Genomic DNA, 21,860 nt, shown 5'->3' with positions numbered 1-21,860 from the left:
TGCGCAATTAGTAAGCGCCGTTCTTCTGAAAGTCTTCGATCGCAGCCTTCAGAGCCTCTCCGTCTTCCTTGGAAAGGACCTTCTGCTCTTCGATACGGGCAATCAGATCGGAATGCTTGGTCTGAAGGAACTCACGCATAGCGCGTTCGCAGCGCAGAGCATCCTTGACGGCAACAGTGTCGTAGAAGCCCATTTCGACGGCAAACAGCGTCACAGCTTCTTCCCAAACCTGAAGAGGCTGGTACTGGGGCTGCTTCATGAGTTCAGTCACAACACGGCCGCGTTCCAGCTGCTTACGGGTGGCTTCGTCCAGGTCGCTCGCGAACTGTGCGAATGCCGCAAGTTCACGGTACTGGGCCAGAGCCAGACGCACACCGCCGCCGAGCTTCTTAATCACCTTGGTCTGGGCAGCGCCGCCCACGCGGCTCACCGAGATACCGGGGTTAATAGCGGGACGGATACCGGCGTTAAAGAGGTCCGTTTCAAGGAAGATCTGACCGTCGGTAATGGAAATCACGTTCGTCGGAACGAAGGCCGTGACGTCGCCTGCCTGGGTTTCAATGATCGGAAGAGCCGTCATGGAACCGGTCTTACCCTTGACTTCTCCCTTGGTGAAACGTTCGACATAAGTCGGATTCACGCGGGCTGCACGTTCGAGCAGACGAGAGTGCAGATAGAAGACGTCGCCGGGGTAGGCTTCACGTCCCGGCGGACGACGAAGCAGCAGGGAAATCTGACGGTAGGCCCAGGCCTGCTTGGTCAGATCGTCGTAAACAATCAGGCTGTCCTGACCGCGGTCACGGAAGTATTCGCCCATCGTGGCACCGGCGTACGGTGCAATGTACTGCAGAGCTGCCGTTTCAGAGGCAGAAGCAGCCACGATGATCGTGTATTCCATGGCGCCGTGCTCTTCGAGCTGGCGGACAACGTTGGCGATGGTGGAAGCCTTCTGGCCGATAGCGACATAAACGCAGATCAGGTTCTTGCCCTTCTGGTTGATGATCGTATCAAGCGCAATGGCCGTCTTACCGGTCTGGCGGTCACCAATGATCAGTTCGCGCTGGCCGCGGCCGATCGGAATCATCGCGTCGATGGACTTCAGACCGGTCTGAACCGGCTGGCTCACGGACTGACGTTCGATCACGCCCGGAGCGATCTTTTCAACAGCGTCGAATTCCTTGGTGTCGATCGGACCCTTGCCGTCGATGGGCTGGCCCAAAGCGTTGACCACACGGCCGATCAGAGCCGGGCCGACGGGCACGGAAAGAATGCGGCCGGTCGTCTTGACCGTATCGCCTTCAGAAATCTTTTCGTAATCACCGAGAACAACTGCGCCGACGGAATCACGTTCAAGGTTCAGCGCGAGGCCGTAGGTGTTATTGGGGAATTCAAGCATTTCACCCTGCATCACGTCGTGAAGACCGTGAACACGGCAAATGCCATCGGTAACCGAAATTACGGTTCCCTGAGTACGGAGATCAGCGGAGACGCCAAGGCCTTCAATTCGCTGCTTGAGCAGTTCGCTGATTTCACTGGGATTGAGTTGCATCATTGAGCTCCGAAATTTATGCGGTGAGCGCCGCCTGCATCTGCATCAGTCTGGCTCGAACGGACACGTCGAGGATCTGGTCCCCCACGCACACACTCACCCCGCCGATCAATGCGGGATTGACCTTGACGATGGGGTTGAGCTTGACACCCGGGAATCTGTCGGCCAGATCTCCGAGCACCTTTTCCAGTTCCTTCTGATCCAGAGGGAAAGCGGTCTCAATGTAGGCGTCAGCGACACCTTCGGATTCGTTTTTGAGAGCGCGGTACTGCGCGGCAATTTCAGGGAGAGCTTCCAAACGACCGTTTTCAATCACGACACGGATCAGTCCAGACAATTCGGGAGAAAGCCCCTTGCCGAGAGCACCGGTAACAGCTTCAAAAATCTGATCATCGGTGAGCTTGGGATCTCTGACAAGTTCAGAAACCTGCGGATCCTTCGCCATGTCAGCCAAGCTTTCCAACACCTGACCGATCTTGGCGATTTTCGCAGCAGATGTCTTATGCTCGGTCAAAGCCTGCCAAAGACCTTCTGCATACGGGCGCGCAATCGTTGAAAGTTCTGCCATGATTAAAGCTTCGCCTTAAGTTGATCAAGCATTTTCGCGTGAGCAGCCGCATCAACTTCACGCTGCAGAATCTTCTCAGCACCGGCAACAGCAAGCGCTGCCACCTGGCCGCGAAGTTCTTCCCGCGCACGCTGAATTTCCTGCTGCGCTTCAGCCTTGGCTGCGCTGATGATGGCATCAGCTTCGGTACGAGCCTGCTCTTTGGCCGCTTCAACGATCTTGGCACCGCGCTTTTCGCCGTCGGAGACAATCGTCGTGGCACGTGCACGGGCTTCGGCCTCAATTTCCTTGCCTTTAGCCTGAGCTTCAGCAAGAGCGATGTTGCTCTTGTCGGCAGCTGCAAGACCGTCTGCGATTTTCTGTTGGCGTTCTTCGATCGCTTTGATCAAAGGCGGCCAGATGTACTTCATCGTAATCCAGCAGCCGATGAAGAACACCACCATCTGTACGAACAGTGTTGCATTGATGTTCATTATGGAACCCCGTTACGTCAGCACCGGCCCTTCACAGGGAAAGGCTGCGGCACTGACGGCGTCATTAATAAGAAAGACGTGAACCGACGACTTCAATTAGCCGGCGAACGGGTTAGCAAAGGCGAACATCATCGCGATACCGACACCGATCAGGAAGGCGGCATCGATCAGACCGGCGAGCAGGAACATCTTGGTTTGCAGGGCATTCATCAGTTCCGGCTGACGGGCAGCAGATTCGAGGTAACGAGAACCCATGATGCCGATACCGATACAGGCACCCAGAGCACCTAAGCCGATGATGAAGCCAGTGGCCAGGGCAACCATAGCAACGTTGGTCATTGCAAACTCCTTAGATTTCCAATTAGGAATAAAAGTAAAAGAAGAAGAAAAAACTGTCAGTGGACGTCATGTGCCTGACCCAGATAAACCAGTGTCAGCATCATCATGATGAACGCCTGCAGCAGAACGATCAAAATGTGGAACAGCCACCAGCACAGGCCGGCCACGACTTGTCCGAGCACGCTCAGAGAGCCGCCCACAACACCGAAAGACAGTGCGTAGCCGCCTAAAAGCGCGATCAGGAAAAACAGCAATTCACCGGCGTACATGTTGCCGAAGAGTCGCATGCCCAGAGACACGGTCTTCGCAAGGTACTCGATGAGGTTCAGGGCCAGATTAAACGGCCACAGGAGAATATTGTTGCCGAAGGGAGCGGTAAAGAGCTCGTGGACAAAGCCGCCGGCACCCTTGATTTTAAGGCTGTAATAGATGCACAGAACCAGAACGCTCACGGAAATGCCGAGTGTTCCGTTCAGATCCGCCGTCGGAAGCGGGCGCAGGTAATGCACACCAAACAAAGAAGCAATTGCGGGAAGCAGATCAACCGGGATAAGGTCGATCGCGTTCATCAGGATCACCCAGACAAACACGGTCAGAGCGCACGGTGCAATGAAGGAACGGTCGCCGTGGACGATGGACTTACTCTGCTCTTCCACCATGTCCACAACCATTTCCACCGCACACTGCCACTTGCCGGGAACGCCGTTGGTGGCTTTCTTGGCGGCCATGTACAGCAACCACAGAGACACCAAAAGCAACAGCACGGAGAATACGACTGTGTCGTAGTTGATAACGGAGAAATCAACAATTGACGACATCTTCCCGGAGGAATTGTGCGTCAAGTGATGAACCATATATTCGGTAGGGCTCTGAGCGCCTGCGGTAGCCATAAGTTAACCGATCCTTTGGTCTCAACGTTTAAAAAGAGGCAGCAGAAACATACTGCCTGCGGCGGCAATTATTCCGGAAAGCATTGCCGGCCAGTTCAACCCCGCACACAGTTTTGCTGCGAGCACAAAAAGTGCGCACGTAACAAGGATTTTCAGAAACTCCGCAACCAATATCACCATCGGCGGCAACGGCTTTTTCAAGGCGTTGCACACCAAAAGATTGACCACTACCAAAGTGTTGGGAACAGCAACGCAGAGACCGCCGACAGCAGCGGAGAGCCCTGCATTCAAGCCAAAAAAGGCTGCGAACAAAGCAACTGCCGAAACCAGAGCAAACTGACAAACAATAATGCGGATCAGCTCAGTCCGGTTCATACGGTCAGGTGACAAAAAGTCCATGGTTTACTGAAATCGGCCGTATTTTACGTCCCTAAACACTTTTTAACAAGTATCAAAAAGAGGGATGGTACTAGGTTTTAAGGAGTAAGTGTTAACCCTCTACTCCTCTGACTGCTCCCCGTTTTCCGCCGGCATCAGCTTATCAATAATCGACTGCAGATCATCGAGATCAGAGAAACTGATCAGAATCTGCCCCTTTCCCTGGCGTCCCACATTGATGCTCACTGCCGCGCCGAGCGCGTCACTGAGTTTTTCTTCCAGGATGACGTCATCACGGGTTTTCTCGGGCTTACTTTTGACCGTTTTCTTCGATTCAGCCTTAGCACCCCAGCCGGCCACCAGTTTTTCAGCCTGACGGACACTTGACCCCTGATTGACGATTTCATTGGCGGCAAGAATCTGCTCCGCGGGCTGCAGACTCAGCAGCGCTCTGGCGTGCCCCATCTCGATTTTGCCCTCAGACAGCATCTTCTGTACCGGTGCAGCCAAATTCAGAAGCCGCAGCAGGTTACTGGTTGCCGGACGGCTTCTGCCGATTGCTTTTGCGGCATCTTCATGCGTAAATCCGAATTCTTCAATGAGACGTTTCACGCCGAGCGCTTCTTCCATCACATTGAGGTCCTCGCGCTGCATGTTCTCAATCAGTGCAACCGCCAGTGCCGTCTTGTCATCAAAGTCGCGGATAATTGCCGGAATGGACTCCTTTCCGGCAAGCTGGGATGCACGGAAACGCCGCTCACCGGCAATGATTTCGTACTTGTCGGCGGCAATCGGGCGGATGATGATCGGACTGATCACCCCCTGCTCACGGATTGAATCTGCAAGTTCCTGCAGCTTCTCCTGCTCCATCGCCGTACGCGGCTGGTATTTGCCAGCCTGCAGCTTACTGAGCTCAATTTCCGTGATCCCGTTACTCTTATCCGGCATCACCGCCAAAGTAAGGTCGTCACCCAACAGTGATTTCAACCCTCGTCCCAATCCTCTCGGTTTAGCCATTACTTCGACTCCTTGGCTGTAGTGTTGGTTCTTTTCAGAATTTCGCGTGCAAATGAAAGATAGGCTTTTGCCCCGCGGCTGGAAGGATCGTATAAAACACCGGGCAGACCGTAGGAAGGCGCCTCAGCCAGACGAACATTACGGGGAATCACTGTGTCAAACACACGTTCTCCGAAGTTTTCCTTCAATTGTTCACTCACCTGCTTCTGTAAAGTGATCCGGGGATCAAACATCACCCGAAGCAGTCCGATCATCCTCAGTTGCGGGTTTTTGTTGAACCGGACCCGCTTGACGGCATTAACAAGGTCACTTAACCCTTCAAGCGCAAAATACTCACACTGCATGGGGATAATGACACCGGCAGCAGCGCACAGCGCGTTCACCGTCACAATGGAAAGCGAAGGCGGACAGTCAATGAGCACATAGTCATACCTGTCGGCCACGCTTTCCAGAATCTTTTTGAGCCGCATGTCGGGATCATCACACTCGGCCAAATCAAGTTCAGCAGCCGCAAAATCCCTGTTGGAAGGCAGTACATCGTACTTTCCCTGCTCACTGCGGACAAGCACATCCTCAAACTTGGCTGTTCCGATCAGCAGTTCGTAAATAGTTTGTGAGCGCTCACTTTTTTCAATGCCGGATCCCATCGTGGCATTCCCCTGAGCATCCAGATCGATGAGCAGTACTTTTTTTCCTTTTTTGGCAAGCGCTGCAGCGAGATTGACGGTCGTTGTCGTTTTACCGACCCCGCCTTTCTGGTTGGCGACACAAAAAACGTGCGACATGAGTGACTCCCTTTTAATAAAACCTGATCATCGCGGCAACGTTGCCCAAAGTTCTGAAAAACCTGTCCAGAAGATCGTAACCCCAAGACAAATCAGAATGAATGCAAAAATTCTTGCCAGCGCATCTGCTCCGGCTGCTCCCACTGAACGGTTGATGCGGTCGCAGAACCGGTAACAGACCCAGATCACAAAACCGCTCAGTAAAACACCGACGATACAGCCGATCACGTCACCGACGTCTCTTACCGGTGTGGCACCGACAGCCACGGCCACCGAAATAGCCCCCGGACCGGTCGTCAAAGGCAATGTGAACGGATAGAACGCCATCGAAGACAGAGCTCTCGCACTTTTCGGTTTGGGCGGCGCATCACTGTCATCCTGTGACGGCGCATTCAAAGCCTGCCAGCCGGCACCAAAAAGCACAATACCGCCCGCCACGCGCAGCGTTGCGATCGAAATGCCGAAAAAGTTCAGAATGATGTTGCCGGCATACATGCTGACAAACAACACAATAATCGAGTAGATCGCAATGCGGTTTGCCAGCTGCGCTCTTGAGGCTGAATCCACACCGTTGGTGAGTGTCAGAAAAAACATGGCACCGCCGATGGCGTTCAATACCGGGAAAAATGAGACAAAAACGAACAGGGCTGTTGAGTATGCATTGGAAATTTCTGTTTCAAACATGCTGCATCCCCAAGAAAAATATTAATTAATTGATTTAAAAAGAAATTATTTCTTTTTAATACAAACCAAATGCCTTTGCGCCTCCAATCCCGGAACAATCAGATCAGAAACAGAGACATCAAACCGATCAGCCGGAAGCGCTGCGATCTCATCAACAGGCAACTTTCCTTTCATGGCGAGCCATTGACCGTTCTCAGAGAGCAGATGTTCGGTCCAGGTGACCATGTCAATCAATGAGGCAAAAGCGCGGCTTGTAATCACGTCAAAAGCCGGAAGCTGCAGCTTTTCAACCCTGTCATGACAGACATGCAGATTTTTAAGCCCGCAAACCGCGCTTACCTGCTTTAAAAAGACAGTCTTCTTTTTAACGGCATCCACGGCACTGCAGTCAATATCCGGTCTCATGACAGCCAAAGGAACCACGGGCAGTCCGCCGCCACTGCCGACATCCAAAAGGCGTTTCCCATCAATAACTTTTGTGTTCAGAGCAGAGACAAGCGATAAAGAATCGAGCAGATGCAGTTTCAGTACAGAATCAACCGACGTGATGCTTGTCAGGTTGTATGTGGAATTCCACTGCAGCAAGAGATTCACATACCGGGTCAGTTGCCCGATCTGTTGAGCGCTGACATCCAGATCCGTCCGAGCAACGGCATCACGCACAGAAGTTTCAGTGACCGTCCATGTTGTCATAACTTCTCCAGGCCGAACTGACGACGTTTCAGATGGATTAAGAGCAGCGAGACAGCTGCTGGAGTTACACCGGAAATTCGTCCCGCCTGTCCGAGTGTTTCCGGTCTCATTGCTTTGAGCTTTTGTCTGACTTCAAAAGATAATCCGCCCACCGTGTCGTAATCAATATCCGAAGGAATACGCAGTTCTTCATTAGCAGTTGTCTTGGCTATTTCCGACTTCTGCCTTTCTATATAACCGCTGTACTTCATGGCAATGTCGACTTGCTCGACTTGTGCCGCATCTCCGAGTTTTTTATCAGAGACCAACGATCCGTCCGCTTTTTTAAGCGTCATCAGCTCTTCATAAACGGTATTGGGACGGGACAAAAGCTGAGCGAGTGAATACTCCCGCTCAATTTTCTTACCGAGAACACGTTCACAATCGGCCTGACTCACAATCATCGGATTCACCCAGGTCGACTTCAATCGCTCGATTTCTCGCTGTACCGCCTCATGTTTACGAGCATAGCGGGCCCATTTTTCTTCAGAAAGAAGGCCGAGCTTATGTGCTGTTTCCGACAGTCTCGCATCAGCGTTATCCTCACGCAGGCTCAAGCGGTATTCGGCGCGGCTTGTAAACATTCGGTAGGGCTCGGTCACCCCCTTCGTGGTCAGATCATCCACCATCACACCAAGGTATGAGGTTGTCCGGCTCGGCGTCCACTGCTCACGATTCAAGGCACTCAGTGCAGCATTGGCACCGGCAAGCAAACCTTGTGCAGCAGCTTCTTCATACCCCGTTGTTCCGTTGATCTGACCGGCAAAAAAGAGTCCCTTAATCTTTTTTGTTTCCAAGGTCCGGTGAAGATCCCTGGGATCATAAAAGTCATACTCAATAGCGTACCCGGGGCGCACCATGTAGGCATTTTCCAACCCGGGGACGCAATGAATCATTTTGAGCTGCACATCAAACGGCAAAGAGGTGGAAATACCGTTCGGATAGAACTCATTTGTCGTTAAGCCCTCGGGCTCCAAAAAAATTTGGTGACTGTCTTTACCGGCAAAACGCTGAACCTTATCTTCAATCGAAGGACAATAACGGGGTCCGATTCCTTTGATTACACCGGAATACATCGGAGATCTGTCCAGATTACTCAGGATAATCTCGTGCATTTCCTTATTCGTGTGTGTAATCCAGCAAGGCACCTGCCGCGGATGATCAATATACGGTTCCATCAAAGAAAAATGCGGAACCGGATTCAGATCCCCGGGTTGTTCAATACACTTTGAAAAATCAATCGTACGTCCGTCGATACGGGCCGGCGTCCCCGTTTTAAGACGTCCCTGGATCAGCCCAGCATCAATCAACTTTTGCGCCAAACGAAGCGAAGCAGGATCTCCTGCTCTGCCCGCAGAATAATGTTCCAGTCCGATATGGACCAAACCGTTAAGAAATGTTCCTGCGCTTAATACAACTTTCCGGCACTTAAAACGAAGGCCGGCTCTGACTTCAACGCCACAAACCGCGCCGTTCTCAAGAAGAATATCTTCAGCTTCCTGTTGAAAAATCCACAAATTCATCTGATTTTCAACTCTGCGCCGCATCTCTGTTCTATAGAGATTCCGGTCAATCTGAGCACGTGTTGCGCGTACAGCCGGCCCCTTCGAACTATTTAATATCCGAAACTGGATACCGGCACAGTCCGTCACAGCCCCCATGGCTCCGCCCATTGCATCCAGTTCTTTAACCAAATGTCCCTTTCCGATTCCACCGATTGAGGGATTACAAGAGAGCTGACCAATCGTCTCAACGTTATGTGTAATAAGTAAGGTCTTAGCTCCGATCCGAGCAGAAGCCAAAGCCGCCTCAGCACCAGCATGCCCGCAGCCGATTACAACGACATCAAAAGTATCCGGATAATTCATTTTACGAACGATGTTTCACGTGGAACATCGGTTTTCATCAATCAGTACAATCGGATTCAGCTACAAATCCGCATCCACAAGAGAAGATTCCGGGGGAGTTTTAATGTTTCACGTGGAACAATTCATGATTCCGAATGTGAAACAATTATTACCAAAACTCAGGCGGAATGTTATCACCTCCACTATTTCTCTTTTAGTTCCCCGGTCAAAATGCTTCACGTGAAACAAACACCCTATCTCAATTCCTTGTAAAACACCCGTAAGACAGCTCAGAAACACTGACAACATCAGTATTTCAACTCCCTTTACGCCCTACACAATACTCTTACCAAATCTAAGAACCCGACTTGCGAACAACAAAAACAAGCCACACAGAAGTTCATCAGGTCGATTCAACGTCTTTACAGTAATGAACGTTATCCATTTCCAGACCACGTGAAACAAGATAAAAAATGTTTCACGTGGAACATAAAGAAACTCGTGCCAGATCCCGGCCTCTGTTGACGGCAGATACTCAGTCTTCTGCCACTCAGTTTTTTGATAAAGCGACAGATTCAGCTGCATGAATGTTTCACGTGAAACATTTCAATCCCACTTACACCTTGCTCAATAACCATTAGATCCGAAAACACAACCACCGGACATCAAAACCGTCCACATAGAAGTCATCGGATCACTTCAGCATCTAATAGTGGATTAACGTTATCCATTCGCAAGGCGTGTACAACAAAAATGTTTCACGTGGACCGTTAAGGAACTTATGACTGATTCCGATATCTGTTGACGGCAAATTCTCAGTCTTCTGCTACTCAGATTTTTTTGATAAAGGAACAGATTCAGCTGCACGAATGTTTCACGTGAAACATTCGCCTTATTTTCCAATGCAGAATTTAGAGAAAATGATTCCAAGGAGATCATCCGGCAAAATCTGCCCGGTTATCGTACCTAACTCATTAAGCGCCAGGCGAAGTTCTTCAGCAACGAGTTCCAGCGTCATAGACTGCAAAGATTCCTGCACTTGAATCAAATGCGACTTCGCTTTTGCAATCGCTGTCAAGTGACGGGTTCTCGCTGAGAAATTTCCTTCAAAATCAATGCCATTTCCGGAAATCTTCTTTAATTTCTCCAGTAATGCATCAATACCCTCTCCGGTCTTGGCTGAAATACAGACGGCTCCGTCCGGAATCTTGCCCTGATCAACCCCAAGGTCAATCTTATTCATGACCAACACTTCTGTAACACCTTCGCGCAGTCTGTTTCGGATCCAGGTTTGAGCCGTATCACTGACCGCCGTTTTGTCTGTACCGTCAACCAAAGTCAAAACAACATCCGCCGTCTCTACCGCCTGCAGAGTTCTTTCAACACCAATTTTTTCCACCGGATCATCCGTCTCTCTGACGCCGGCCGTATCTATCAGATGAATCAAAAGCCCATCCAGATCAATATCGTGCTCTATACGATCGCGGGTCGTTCCAGCAATATCAGTCACAATGGCAACTTCATTTTGTGCCAAAGCATTCATCAGCGAACTTTTCCCGACATTCGGAGCCCCGGCCATCACAACCGTCAAGCCGTCGCGCAATACCTTTCCATAAAGTGCACGTTCTTCAAGATCTGTCAGTTCCTTCAGAATATCATCAACCTGTCTGGCAACTCTGCCGTCGTTAATAAAGTCAATGTCTTCTTCCGGAAAATCGAGTGTAGCTTCAACATAGGCACGAAGATTGGTGAGATGTTCGGCTATCTCATAAACCTTCTGCGAAAAAACGCCCTGAAGGGAACGGGCTGCGGCCCGCGCGGCAGACGCACTTCCGGCATCAATCAGGTCGGCCACGGCTTCGGCCTGCGTCAAATCCATCCGTCCGTTTAAAAACGCTCTTTTGGAAAACTCTCCGGGCTCGGCAAGTCGCAGTTCGACCGCTGCACCGACCTCCAGAACCCGGCTCTGAATCATCTGCAAGACCGCCGGTCCGCCGTGGGCCTGGATTTCCAAAACGTCTTCTCCTGTGTAGGAGTGAGGGCCCTGAAACTTCAGCACAACAACTTGGTCAATCAGATCTCCTGCTGCGCTTCGCACAGGCAGCAGAAAGGCCGTTCTCGGTTTAAGAACTTTTCCGGGAAAAAGCGCTTCACAAATGACGGAGAGAGCCTGAGTACTTCCTGAAACGCGAATAATGCCGATGCCTCCGCGTCCTGCGGCTGTAGCCCTTGCAACAATCGGATCGTAATCAGTGTTGGACATATCAGAGTCTTTTTGTGTCTATCGGCTTCACGTCAGACGATTTCGTCGTCTGAGGTAACATTCCCGGAACTTGAACAATAGTTGCCTTCATTATGCCGTTAAGAAAAAAATCTTCCATATCGTTGTCCGGCCTTTTCGGTGCCTGCATTGCAGTGGCAACATCAGTCCCGATCACTGCTTACCTCGGCGCCAGTTTCGGCGACACCTACAACATGCGTGTTGCAATCTACGGCGGCCTCCTGCTGTGGGTGGTAACCGGAGCTGTCGCCGTGTTTTTAATGACCTGCCGCGCTGAATCCAAATTTTCAGCCGGTCACATTCTTTTATGGTTTATCAGCACCTGGCTATGGCCGATTCCCTTGCTGATGTGGAAACTCAGAGCGAAAAAAAGTGCGGAAGAAACATCCTCCCGCACTTAGATTCAATCTGATTGTGAGCTTGTTTTACTTCGCTTTAGCCGCAGCAATGCGGTTGGCTCTTTCCTGCACAATCTGACGGTTCACGTACCACTGCTGCCAAATGGACAGAATATTGTTCGTGAGCCAGTAGAGCACCAGGCCGGAAGCGAAGAAGAAGAACATCACACCGAAAACCAGCGGCATGATGACCATCATCTTGGCCTGCATCGGATCGGTCGGCGTCGGATTGAGCTTAATCTGCAGGAACATCGTGAGCATCATCACGGCAGGCAGAATAAACCAGGGATCCGGCATCGCAAGATCAGTCACCCAGAAAATCCATTCAGAGCCGCGCAGTTCCACGCTGGCAAGCAGCACCCAGTAAAGCGCCAGGAACACCGGAATCTGAAGCACAATCGGCAGACAGCCGCCCACAGGGTTGATCTTCTCTTTCTTATAGAGTTCCATCATTGCCTGCTGGTAGCGCTGCTTGTCGTTACCGTACTGCTCCTGCAAGGCCTTCATGCGGGGCGTCACTTCCTTCATGCGGGCCATTGACTTATAGCCGGCAGCGGAAATCGGGTAGAGGATAGCCTTCACCAGACAGGTCAGAAGCACAATCGCCCAGCCCCAGTTACCGACCAGACCGTAGAGGAAATTCAGCACTGAATAAATCGGCTTGGAAAGGAACGTGAGCCAGCCGTAGTCAACCACCAGATCCAGACCGTCGGCAATATAAGCAAGGCGTGCCTGATCCTGAGGTCCGACATAAAGCACTTCTTCCTTGACAACGCTCTGACCGGGATCAATCTTATTCATGCGGATGATCGAACCGACGGCATACAGATCATTGTCGAGCTTGGAGGTGTAGAGCTCACGCGGCGTCTTCACATTCTGTCCGCGGACATCAGCCCAGGCAGACACAAAGTAGTGCTGGATCATAGCTACCCAGCCGTTATCAGACTTGATGGGCTTTTGCTCTGCCGCATCATCAAAGTCAATCTTCTTGAACTTATCGTCTTCGGTATAAACGGCAGGCCCGGTGTAGGTGTAGTAGAAGGAGCTTTCACCCTCGGGCTTGGCGCTGTCACGCGTCAGCTGATAGTAAATGCTCGGCTGCACCGACGCGGTTCCGTTATTAACGATCGTATCGCGGACCGTAATGCCGTAGTGTCCGTCATAGAGGATGAAGCTCTTTTTAACAGTCACTCCGCCCTGGGAGCTTTCAAAGTTGGCCGTCGTCACCTTGACTTCCCGGCCAAGCTCCTTATCCATCGCGTTGGACGTTTCCGTTCCGATATATTTATAAGCCGATTTATGGTTGGGAAAGTCACCGCCGATCAGACCGCTCTGCGCCACATAAACGTGCTTCGGGGTCACATCAAAAAGCACGATGTTTTCGCGCTTGGGAGCCGTCTTGCCGAGAATCATGCCGGCAAGACCGACTTCAGTCCAGTCTGCTTCTTTGTATTCCTTCAGAAGTTCGGCACGCGTGACGACAGCGCCCTGTTCATCAATATTGAGCTTTAAAAGATCATTCTGAAGTTGCACTGCCTTGGTGGTCTGCACCATCCCCTTAGCAACAGCCTCAGAACCGGCTCCGGCAACAGGAACCGCAGGGGTTTGAGTGCCTTGCTTACCATCAGCCGTCTCGGTCTGTGCCGTCGGCGTTCCGAAAAAGGACGGTTTGCCGTTATAAACCTGCCAGTTATCCCACAGCATAAACACTGAAGCGGCCAAAATAACCCACAGGATCGTACGTTGAAAATCGCTACCCATATCCGGTCTATCTTATAAAGTCTTGAATAAACAAAGCAGAAAGCTCAGTTGTCCCTATGCTTCCAGCACCGCCAGCTGAACGTCTCAGGCACAGGATCATACCCCTTGCCGCCCAAAGGATGACAACGGCACAGACGCGCTGCCGTCAGCCACAGTCCCCGGATTGCTCCGAAACGCTGAAATGCTTCAATGGCGTAATTGGAGCAGGTCGGTATGAACCGGCACTGCCAGCCGACCCAGCCGGAGAATACCAACTGGTAGAAACGGATGAGGGCAATACACACTTTTGCAGCCATCGCGTCACTTCCGGTACAGAGAAACTGATTTCGGCAGTCGTCTGACGACGGCCTGAAGGCAGAGTTCAGAGCTCTCGCGCACCAGACGCTTGGCATTATCCACGGTCATGGCCTCCGAGCCGACACGCCCCAGAGGTCTTCTCAGGCGCAGACCGATTTCCAGTCCGACACCGTGTTGAGCAGCCAAAGCTCGAAACTGCGGCAGCTTATTGCGGCAGCAGTCCCGCATGACACGTTTAACCAACGCCCGGTCCACAGACCTCGGCGCATTGTGCTTACCCACCGTAAAACCAAATCGGACGCGACCGACACAACTGTTCAGAATCACTGAAACAGATGCCAGTTCACGTCCGAGTCGAATGGTCGCAGGGCTGTCCGAGTGTAACAACTCCCCGAAATCCTCGGACCGGATGATCCGGACGGTACGGGGAAAACCCAATCGCATATGATCAGAACTCACGATTCAGCCCGGCATCAGCCGAGAGCCGATCAGAGGGCGAGCTTATGACGCCCCTTGGCGCGGCGACGAGCGAGAACGTGACGACCGCCCTTGGTGCGGGAGCGAACCAGGAAGCCGTGCGTACGGACACGCTTGATCTTGGAAGGCTGATAAGTACGTTTGGTAGCCATGATTAATCCTTACCTTATTTGAATATAAAGGTCACAAAACAACGGTTCCCCGTCAGCGATAAAGGACGGCAAAACCAAAGAAAAAATGGAGCAACAGACACTAAAAATCCGGTCTGTGAACAGCAACCGCAGAGCCCGGACGAAACGCATTTCGCCCACGCGCTTCTGCGGGAACCCGATATTACACCCTATTTTAGGTGTTCCTGTCAACTCAAAACCCTGAAAACCCTCGTAATTTTTTAGAAACCGGCACCGGAAAAAATTCCGAACGCCGCATCTTGTAGTCATCAAAAACCGCTAACACTATTCATTGTGGATAACTTAGAAATACGTTTATTTATCATAGATCTGCGTGCATTTGGTGAATCCCCTGCAAGCGTCTAAAATTTCAAACCTTTTTTCAAAGATCCGGGTGTTGTCTGCTTTTTGCGTCAGTACGGACTGCCGTTCCGGGCTGCTATGCAAAGATTTTGTCCTGCCCCCGAAAAAACAGAAGTGTGGTTGTTTTATGTCTGAATTTTGGAATCGTTGCCTAGAAGAACTTCGTCAAAGATACGCGCAGGAAGTCTTTCAAAACTGGTTTGCCGATCTTCAGGCAGATGAAACGGGGCTTGAGAGCGGCTCGCTCACGCTCATAGCTGATTCCGGCGCAAAGGCGCGCACACTGCAGACTTCGTACGGCGCTCAGATTCAGACGGTCATCAACCAGACGGCCGGTCGGGAAATCGACATTACCTGGGAAGTGAGCGAATCCGAAGTAAAGCCCGCTACGGCACCGTTTACCGCCGAGTCTGCACCGGCGGCAGTTCAGACGGCATTGCAGGATACGGGGTTATTGCCCAACCTCACGTTTGAAAACATTGTTGAGGGTAAGGCCAACCAGCTTGCTTATGCCGCAGCTCAGCAGGTGGCCAACAGCACCAATGCCATTTACAACCCGCTTTTTATCTACGGCGGCGTCGGTCTGGGTAAAACACACCTGATGCAGGCTATCGGCCATCAGTACATCAAAACGCATCCCGGTGCCCGCGTCCGCTGTATTTCGGCCCAACAGTACATCAATGAATTTACCGATGCCGTCCGCGGGCTCAACAACAATCATCCGGAGAAAATGCAGACCTTCGAGAACCGCTACCAAAATCTCGATCTTCTGCTTATCGATGATATTCAGAGCTTTGCAAGCCGCGAAGGTACTCAGACAAACTTCTTCCTTGCTTTTGAGCGTATGGTGCCGCACGGCAAACAGATTGTGCTCACAAGCGATACCTATCCCCGCAATCTGAAGGCTTTCCAGGAACGGCTGCTTTCACGTCTGACGCAGGGGCTGGTTGTCTCGGTTGAGCCGCCGGAACTGGACATGCGTATTCAGATTCTGCTGCAGAAAGCCGACAGATCCGGGCTTGAAATGCCGGAAGAAGTTGCCGTCATCATTGCCAAACGGCTTAAAAGCAACGTACGCGAACTCGAAGGTGCCGTTCAGCAGATTCTGGCCTACACGAATTTCCACAATCTTCCGGTATCCGTTGAAACCGCCAAAGTCGCCCTGCGTGACGTCTTTAATGTGAGTGCGGTTCCCGTGACGGTGGAAAATATTCAGCAGGTCGTCTCCGAGTACTACAACCTGAAGGTTTCGGACATGTATTCGAAATCCCGCAAGGGCCCTGTGGTGTATGCCCGACAGATTGCCATGTACTTGGCTAAGGAACTCACTCAAAAGAGTCTTCCGGAAATTGCTTCGTTTTTCGGTAAAAAAGATCACACTACCGTGATGTATGCCTGTAAAAAGGTCATGACAAGCCGCAATACGGACGAAGCTCTGAAACACGAACTCAACATTTTGGAACAACGCCTGAAGAACTAACCCGGTTCTTCCCGTGAAAAGTACGGAAAACAAGGGTTTTCGGACGTTTTTTCGATTAAAATCCACTGATAATATTGAAAATTCAAGTCATCACGACTTGTTGTTGAACAGAAGGAATTCTTAAATGCCGTTTATTCAGTGCACCCGCGAAGCACTTCTGAAACCGCTGCAGACTGTCGGCGGGATTGTGGAAGGGCGTCAGACCGTCGCCATCTTGTCCAACATCCTGATCGAAAAGCAAAACGAGACGGTTTACTTCACAACAACCGATCTTGAAATTCAGACCAAAACCAAGGCCGCCGTCGGCTGCGGAGAAGGCGATTTCAGCACCACGCTGCCGGCAGCCAAACTCACGGCACTGTTAAACGCCATTTCCGGTAACGGCACGGAAGTCAGCCTTGAAAATGACGGCCGTCATATCCTTTTGAAAGCCAATGCTTCCAAGTTTAGCCTCGTGCCACTGCCGGCTGACGGTTATCCTCAGCTGCCCGTCTCCGAAATGGACGTGCACATCACACTGCCCGCATCGGTTTTAAAGCATCTGATTCAGATGGTGCACTTTGCCATGGCTCAGCAGGACGTGCGCTTCTACCTGAACGGCATGCTTCTTGTGCTGGACGGGAAAATGGTGCGTGCGGTTGCCACCGACGGCCATCGCCTGGCGTGCTGCGACTCTGAAATGGACATGGAAGTCACGGAAAAAGTCGAAGCGATTCTGCCACGCAAGACCATTCAGCAGCTCATGAAACTGCTGCCTGACAATGATGATCCCGTGACGATCGACATGGGGCCGCAGCAGGCCCGCTTCACGTTCGGTGAAATTGAGTTTCTGACAAAACTCATTGACGGCAAGTACCCCGATTACAGCCGCGTTATTCCCACCAACAATGACAAGCGCTTTCTTGTCAACCGCGAGGAACTGATCGGAGCCCTGCGCCGCGCCGCCATTTTGGCCAACGAAAAATTCAAGGGCCTGCGCTGGGTCATCACACCGGGCAAGCTCCATATCCAGAGCGCAAACAACGAGATGGAAGAGGCCTCGGAAGACATCAAGATCAATTATGAAGGCCCCGATCTCGATCTGGGCTTTAACGTGACGTACCTGCTTGACGTGCTCGGTAATCTGAAAAACAGCGACGTCTGCTTTGCGTTCTCCTCTTCTCAGGGGGCGACGCTTCTGACAATGCCCGAGAGCGAACAGTTCCGTTACGTACTGATGCCGATGCGCATCTGACGGCAGTGACGGTTAACTCCGTCAGAGAGTCCGGCAAGAACTGCGCCAATGCAGACTGTGTGAGTCAGCTGCATTGGCGTAGTGCGTATCTGAGTAACATTTTTTCTGAAGAACAAACCGGTGCAAGTGACATAACCGCCGCCGGAAAAAAGCTTTTTATCCGCCTAGTGAATATTTTGTGACTGATATGGAATCTCCTGAAAAAAACACAGCCGGCAATACGTCTTCCACTTATAACGAGACCAACATCAAAATCCTTGAAGGTCTGGAAGCCGTACGGAAACGCCCCGGCATGTATATCGGCGACGTCTCCGACGGCTCCGGTCTGCACCATCTCGTCTATGAGGTGGTGGACAATTCCATCGACGAAGCCATGGCCGGCTATGCCAAAAATATCTTCGTCACAATTCACATGGACAACTCCGTGAGCGTTGTTGATGACGGCCGCGGCATTCCCACCGCCATCAAATTTGACGACAAACACGAACCCAAGCGTTCGGCTGCTGAAATTGCACTGACCGAACTGCATGCCGGCGGCAAATTCGACGACAACGGCTACAAAATTTCAGGCGGTCTACACGGCGTCGGTGTTTCCTGCGTCAACGCGCTTTCCTCCTGGCTTGAACTCAAAGTTCACCGTGACGGCAGAACGCACTTTCTGCGCTTTGAAAAAGGCGTCGTTGTCGACAGACGCATTGAAACCGTCAAGTCGCCTCTGACCGGTGAAATGGTGGAAGTCAGCCCCATGAAGGATCTTGGCGAGACCACAAAACGCGGCACTGAAGTTCATTTTCTGCCGGAAAAGTCCATTTTCGAACCTGTCACTGATTTTGACTACGACACGCTGCTGCTGCGTTTAAGAGAGCTCTCCTACCTCAATTCCGGTGTGGATATTGAATTAAGCGACGAGCGCTCGGGAAAGCATGTCCGCCTTGAAAGCGAAGGCGGCGTCCGCTCCTTTGTACTTTATAAAAACACGACGCGCCGGGCTATTCATAAAGATCCGATTTATATCCAAAAGACCATTGAACAGAAAACCGCCAAGGACAACACCAAGGAAATTCCGGTTTACGTTGAAGTGGCTCTGCAGTGGAATGACTCCTACAACGAGTCGCTTGCCGCCTACACCAACAACATTCCTCAGCGTGACGGTGGCACGCACGTCACCGGTCTGCGCCTGGCAATGACCCAGGTCTTTAAGAACTACATCGCCAACAATGATTTTCTGAAAAAAGGCGATAAGTTTGAAATTTCCGGTGAAGACATGCGCGAAGGTCTCACCTGTGTTTTGTCAGTCAAAGTCCCGCAGCCTTCTTTCAGCTCACAGACAAAAGACAAACTTGTCACGAGTGAAGTGCAGCCCGCGGTCTACGCAGCCGTCAGTGAAGGCCTTGAAACATTCCTGGAAGAAAATCCGGATCAGGCCAAGGAAATCTGCAACAAAATCGTGGGGGCTGCACGCGCCCGTGAGGCGGCCCGTAAAGCCCGTGAAGTCACACGTAAACAGATTTTCGGCGGCGGCCTTCCCGGCAAACTGGCCGATTGCTCCAGCAAAGACCCCGCCGCAAGCGAAGTCTTCATTGTGGAGGGTGACTCGGCAGGCGGCTCGGCCAAAACCGGCAGAAAGCGTGAATTCCAGGCAATTCTTCCGCTGCGCGGCAAGATTCTGAATGTGGAAAAAGCTTCTGTGGACAAACTGCTCGATTCCGAGCAGATCCGCACACTGGTTCTTGCGCTCGGCACGCAGCTCAAGGATGAGTTCAATCTCGAAAAACTGCGTTATCACCGCATTATTCTGATGACCGATGCCGACGTGGACGGTGCGCACATCCGTACGCTGCTTCTCACGTTCTTCTATCGTCAGATGCCGCAACTCATCGAGGGAGGCCACGTCTACATCGCCCAACCTCCGCTTTACGGTGTTCTGATCGGCGGCCGCGACAAAAAGACGAACAAAGAACGCAAGATTTACCTCAAAGATGACGCGGAAATGGCGCGTTATCTGCTCAATATCGCCTTAAAGGATGCCATCCTTTATAAGAGCGAAGCCGATTTTGAAAGCGGCATCGGGCTGCGCGGTACCGAACTGGAAAATCTCATCAAGGAATTTGAAGCCTCTAAGTCCGTGATCGAACGCCTGAGCCAGGTTATCGACCGGGCTGCGCTCTTGTCGATTTCTTCGGGCGTAAGCATCGATCTGAGTGACGAAGAGAAGGCCGCCGCAAGCGCCGCCGCTCTTCAAAGCGATATGCGGGATCCTGAGATCAAAGCCGAAGCCCTTTGGGATACCGATAAAGAACGCTGGCACATCCGCATCAGTCATCACATCTACGGCAACACGCACCACAGTTACCTGGAACCGGAATTTCTCCGTTCCCGCGACTACGCCGTCCTTACGGAGTGCTCAGAGGCTCTGAAGGGCGTCATCGGCGAAGGCGCCCGTATCGTGCGCGGCGAGAAAACACAGCAGGTGAAAAACTTCGGAGACGCTGTGCGCTGGCTGCTTGATCAGGCCGAAGCCGGTGTGAGAAAACAGCGCTACAAGGGGTTGGGGGAAATGGATGCCAATGAGCTTTTTGAAACGACCATGAATCCTCAGACACGCCGCCTGCTGCGTGTGCGCCTTGAAGACGCAGGTAAAGCCGATGACATTTTCTCAATGCTGATGGGCGATGAAGTGGAACCGCGCCGTGACTTCATTGAAGAAAATGCGCTCTTTGCAAGCAACATCGACGTCTAGTCACACTGACCTTTAAGTTCCGGGAGGACACCTTGAAAACAACAGAAAACCAACTCGTTGTCGCGGTGTCATCCCGCGCACTGTTTGATCTGGAAAGCGAGCACCGGCTGTTTGAAGAAAAGGGAATCGCCGCCTACAGGGATTATCAGGAAAGTCATAAGGACGATCCACTTGCCCCGGGCGTCGCCTTTCCCTTCATCAAACGCCTGTTAAAGCTTAACGAACTGTTCGGCGAGGCCGAACCCTTCCGTGTGGTTGTTTTAAGCCGCAATTCGCCGGAAACCGGTGAGCGCTTTTTCAGCTCCTGCCGCCACTACAATCTTCCCGTCAAAGCCGGTGCCTTCACTTCCGGGCAATCTACGTTTCCCTACATCAAATCCTTTGACGTATCGCTTTTTCTGAGCGCCAACAGGGAAAACGTCATGTATGCGATCCAGCAGGGTTTGCCCGGCGGGTGGGTTATTCCGAGCGGAAAGAAGGCCGAAGAAGACAACGGAGACGACAACGAGCTTCGGATCGCCTTCGACTTTGACGGTGTCATCATTGATGATGAGGCCGAACGGGAATATCAGAAAGAGGGACTCGCCGGATTTCAGCACCTTGAAGTCACCAAGGCCAATACGCCCCATACGCCGGGGCCTTTAAACCGGCTTTTCACCAAGATTGCAGCGTTTCAGAAAATGGATGCGCAGCGGGGGAAGAATGATCCTTATTACAAGCCCGCCATCCGTGTCTCCATTGTGACTTCCCGCGGAGCGCCGAGCGAACAGCGGCTCATCACCACGTTAAAGACTCTGGGGATGAGTGCTGCAGAGCTCTTTCTTTTGGACGGGCTCCCGAAGAGCAACATTCTCGCTGCGCTCAAACCCCATATCTTCTTTGACGATCAGCTCACACACCTCGAGAAAACGGCAACAACAGTCCCCAGCGTCCTTGTACCGTTCGGAATTACAAATTTCGGCAAGAAATCTTGATTTAAAACACATATTTGTTTTAAATAGTTAGTAGAAGATCGTGTTATTTGACAGCAAAATAACGCTATATCCCGTTTATTAATAAAAAACTCAACTTCTGATCCTGACAAGACGGAACTTCTGATTGCATCGCTTTATAGAAGTTCCGTCTTGTTTTTGACTGCACATCGTTCAGCCGGAAGACTGGTTGCTCCATTTTTTATGTGCGATCGGGTGTTTTTCTTATCTTATTGATTTTTATTTGTTTTCTATATTTTCCGTGAGTATCGGCCTTGAGATTTTTGTTGTTCTTGGGTTTTATTTGTTTTTAAATCTTTAAATTAACAGTAGTAAACAATAGGTGTGGAAAAAACTGTTAATAATTCAATAAACAACTTTAAATTCAATGCGTTAGCTTGTGGATAACCTGTTGGATAAGCTTTG

Annotated in this window: 21 protein-coding genes; 5 read left to right on the top strand and 16 right to left on the bottom strand. The window is 51.3% G+C overall.

From position 1 onward, the window contains the following. Positions 1-7: 7 nt before the first annotated feature. The 12 genes from atpA to mnmE form a co-directional block, all read right to left on the bottom strand. A complete protein-coding gene (atpA, locus tag BQ7486_RS00305; protein ID WP_074008547.1) occupies positions 8-1,549 on the bottom strand; it encodes a F0F1 ATP synthase subunit alpha in 1,542 nt (513 codons plus the stop codon). 16 nt (positions 1,550-1,565) lie between these two features. Next, positions 1,566-2,117, bottom strand: a complete 552-nt coding sequence (locus BQ7486_RS00300) for a F0F1 ATP synthase subunit delta (RefSeq protein WP_022372751.1) — start codon at positions 2,115-2,117, stop codon at positions 1,566-1,568. A 2-nt stretch (positions 2,118-2,119) separates the two neighbouring features. Beyond that, a complete protein-coding gene (locus BQ7486_RS00295) occupies positions 2,120-2,590 on the bottom strand; it encodes a F0F1 ATP synthase subunit B (RefSeq protein ID WP_022372750.1) in 471 nt (156 codons plus the stop codon). Between the two features lie 96 nt (positions 2,591-2,686). Further along, on the bottom strand, positions 2,687-2,929 hold the full coding sequence (atpE, locus tag BQ7486_RS00290) for a F0F1 ATP synthase subunit C (protein ID WP_022372749.1): 243 nt from the start codon (positions 2,927-2,929) through the stop codon (positions 2,687-2,689). A gap of 56 nt (positions 2,930-2,985) precedes the next feature. Beyond that, entirely contained in the window at positions 2,986-3,819 is an 834-nt protein-coding gene (gene atpB / locus BQ7486_RS00285; protein WP_074008542.1) for a F0F1 ATP synthase subunit A, read from the bottom strand. A 21-nt stretch (positions 3,820-3,840) separates the two neighbouring features. Then, positions 3,841-4,218: an ATP synthase subunit I gene (locus tag BQ7486_RS00280; protein WP_022372747.1), complete on the bottom strand. Its 378-nt coding sequence runs from the start codon at positions 4,216-4,218 to the stop codon at positions 3,841-3,843. Between the two features lie 99 nt (positions 4,219-4,317). After that, positions 4,318-5,214 carry a ParB/RepB/Spo0J family partition protein gene (locus BQ7486_RS00275; protein WP_022372746.1) on the bottom strand — a complete coding sequence of 299 codons (897 nt, stop codon included), beginning with the start codon at positions 5,212-5,214 and terminating at the stop codon, positions 4,318-4,320. Continuing rightward, on the bottom strand, positions 5,214-5,999 hold the full coding sequence (locus tag BQ7486_RS00270) for a ParA family protein (protein WP_022372745.1): 786 nt from the start codon (positions 5,997-5,999) through the stop codon (positions 5,214-5,216). Before BQ7486_RS00270 ends, BQ7486_RS00275 begins: the two co-directional genes overlap by 1 nt. 27 nt (positions 6,000-6,026) lie before the next feature. Beyond that, positions 6,027-6,683 (bottom strand): MarC family protein, encoded by a 657-nt coding sequence (locus BQ7486_RS00265; RefSeq protein WP_022372744.1) that lies wholly within the window; start codon positions 6,681-6,683, stop codon positions 6,027-6,029. Positions 6,684-6,728: 45 nt separating this feature from the next. After that, positions 6,729-7,376 carry a 16S rRNA (guanine(527)-N(7))-methyltransferase RsmG gene (gene rsmG, locus BQ7486_RS00260; protein ID WP_074008540.1) on the bottom strand — a complete coding sequence of 216 codons (648 nt, stop codon included), beginning with the start codon at positions 7,374-7,376 and terminating at the stop codon, positions 6,729-6,731. Continuing rightward, positions 7,373-9,283, bottom strand: a complete 1,911-nt coding sequence (gene mnmG / locus BQ7486_RS00255; RefSeq protein ID WP_074008539.1) for a tRNA uridine-5-carboxymethylaminomethyl(34) synthesis enzyme MnmG — start codon at positions 9,281-9,283, stop codon at positions 7,373-7,375. Before mnmG ends, rsmG begins: the two co-directional genes overlap by 4 nt. 871 nt (positions 9,284-10,154) lie before the next feature. Further along, positions 10,155-11,525, bottom strand: a complete 1,371-nt coding sequence (gene mnmE / locus BQ7486_RS00245) for a tRNA uridine-5-carboxymethylaminomethyl(34) synthesis GTPase MnmE (RefSeq protein ID WP_074008537.1) — start codon at positions 11,523-11,525, stop codon at positions 10,155-10,157. Between the two features lie 92 nt (positions 11,526-11,617). On the opposite strand from mnmE, the gene BQ7486_RS00240 reads away from it, so the two are divergent. Then, the gene (locus BQ7486_RS00240) at positions 11,618-11,944 is read left to right on the top strand and encodes a hypothetical protein (RefSeq protein ID WP_074008536.1); all 327 of its coding nucleotides are present in this window, start codon (positions 11,618-11,620) and stop codon (positions 11,942-11,944) included. 24 nt (positions 11,945-11,968) lie between these two features. Here BQ7486_RS00240 and yidC read toward each other — a convergent pair whose 3' ends face one another. From yidC to rpmH, 4 genes are read right to left on the bottom strand one after another with little or no spacing between them, the layout of a single operon-like run. Further along, the gene (yidC, locus tag BQ7486_RS00235) at positions 11,969-13,702 is read right to left on the bottom strand and encodes a membrane protein insertase YidC (RefSeq protein ID WP_074008535.1); all 1,734 of its coding nucleotides are present in this window, start codon (positions 13,700-13,702) and stop codon (positions 11,969-11,971) included. Positions 13,703-13,746: 44 nt separating this feature from the next. Next, on the bottom strand, positions 13,747-13,998 hold the full coding sequence (yidD, locus tag BQ7486_RS00230; RefSeq protein ID WP_074008534.1) for a membrane protein insertion efficiency factor YidD: 252 nt from the start codon (positions 13,996-13,998) through the stop codon (positions 13,747-13,749). Between the two features lie 4 nt (positions 13,999-14,002). Then, positions 14,003-14,443: a ribonuclease P protein component gene (locus tag BQ7486_RS12335; RefSeq protein ID WP_074008533.1), complete on the bottom strand. Its 441-nt coding sequence runs from the start codon at positions 14,441-14,443 to the stop codon at positions 14,003-14,005. Between the two features lie 44 nt (positions 14,444-14,487). Further along, positions 14,488-14,628, bottom strand: a complete 141-nt coding sequence (gene rpmH, locus BQ7486_RS00220; RefSeq protein WP_022372737.1) for a 50S ribosomal protein L34 — start codon at positions 14,626-14,628, stop codon at positions 14,488-14,490. 508 nt (positions 14,629-15,136) lie between these two features. Between rpmH and dnaA the strand changes: the two genes are divergently transcribed. The 4 genes from dnaA to BQ7486_RS00195 all read left to right on the top strand — a co-directional run bounded on the left by dnaA (position 15,137) and on the right by BQ7486_RS00195 (position 21,437). Further along, on the top strand, positions 15,137-16,489 hold the full coding sequence (gene dnaA / locus BQ7486_RS00210; RefSeq protein ID WP_074008531.1) for a chromosomal replication initiator protein DnaA: 1,353 nt from the start codon (positions 15,137-15,139) through the stop codon (positions 16,487-16,489). A 124-nt stretch (positions 16,490-16,613) separates the two neighbouring features. After that, positions 16,614-17,723 carry a DNA polymerase III subunit beta gene (gene dnaN, locus BQ7486_RS00205; protein WP_074008530.1) on the top strand — a complete coding sequence of 370 codons (1,110 nt, stop codon included), beginning with the start codon at positions 16,614-16,616 and terminating at the stop codon, positions 17,721-17,723. Positions 17,724-17,910: 187 nt separating this feature from the next. Then, positions 17,911-20,463 (top strand): DNA gyrase subunit B, encoded by a 2,553-nt coding sequence (locus tag BQ7486_RS00200; RefSeq protein WP_084765503.1) that lies wholly within the window; start codon positions 17,911-17,913, stop codon positions 20,461-20,463. 32 nt (positions 20,464-20,495) lie between these two features. Then, a complete protein-coding gene (locus tag BQ7486_RS00195; protein ID WP_022372733.1) occupies positions 20,496-21,437 on the top strand; it encodes a 5'-nucleotidase in 942 nt (313 codons plus the stop codon). The last annotated feature ends 423 nt before the right edge of the window (positions 21,438-21,860 follow it).

This window comes from Duodenibacillus massiliensis (assembly GCF_900128485.1).
Lineage (GTDB): Bacteria > Pseudomonadota > Gammaproteobacteria > Burkholderiales > Burkholderiaceae_F > Duodenibacillus > Duodenibacillus massiliensis.
The sequence above is the reverse complement of the archived record's forward strand: the minus strand, read 5'-3'. Positions and strand labels throughout refer to the sequence as shown.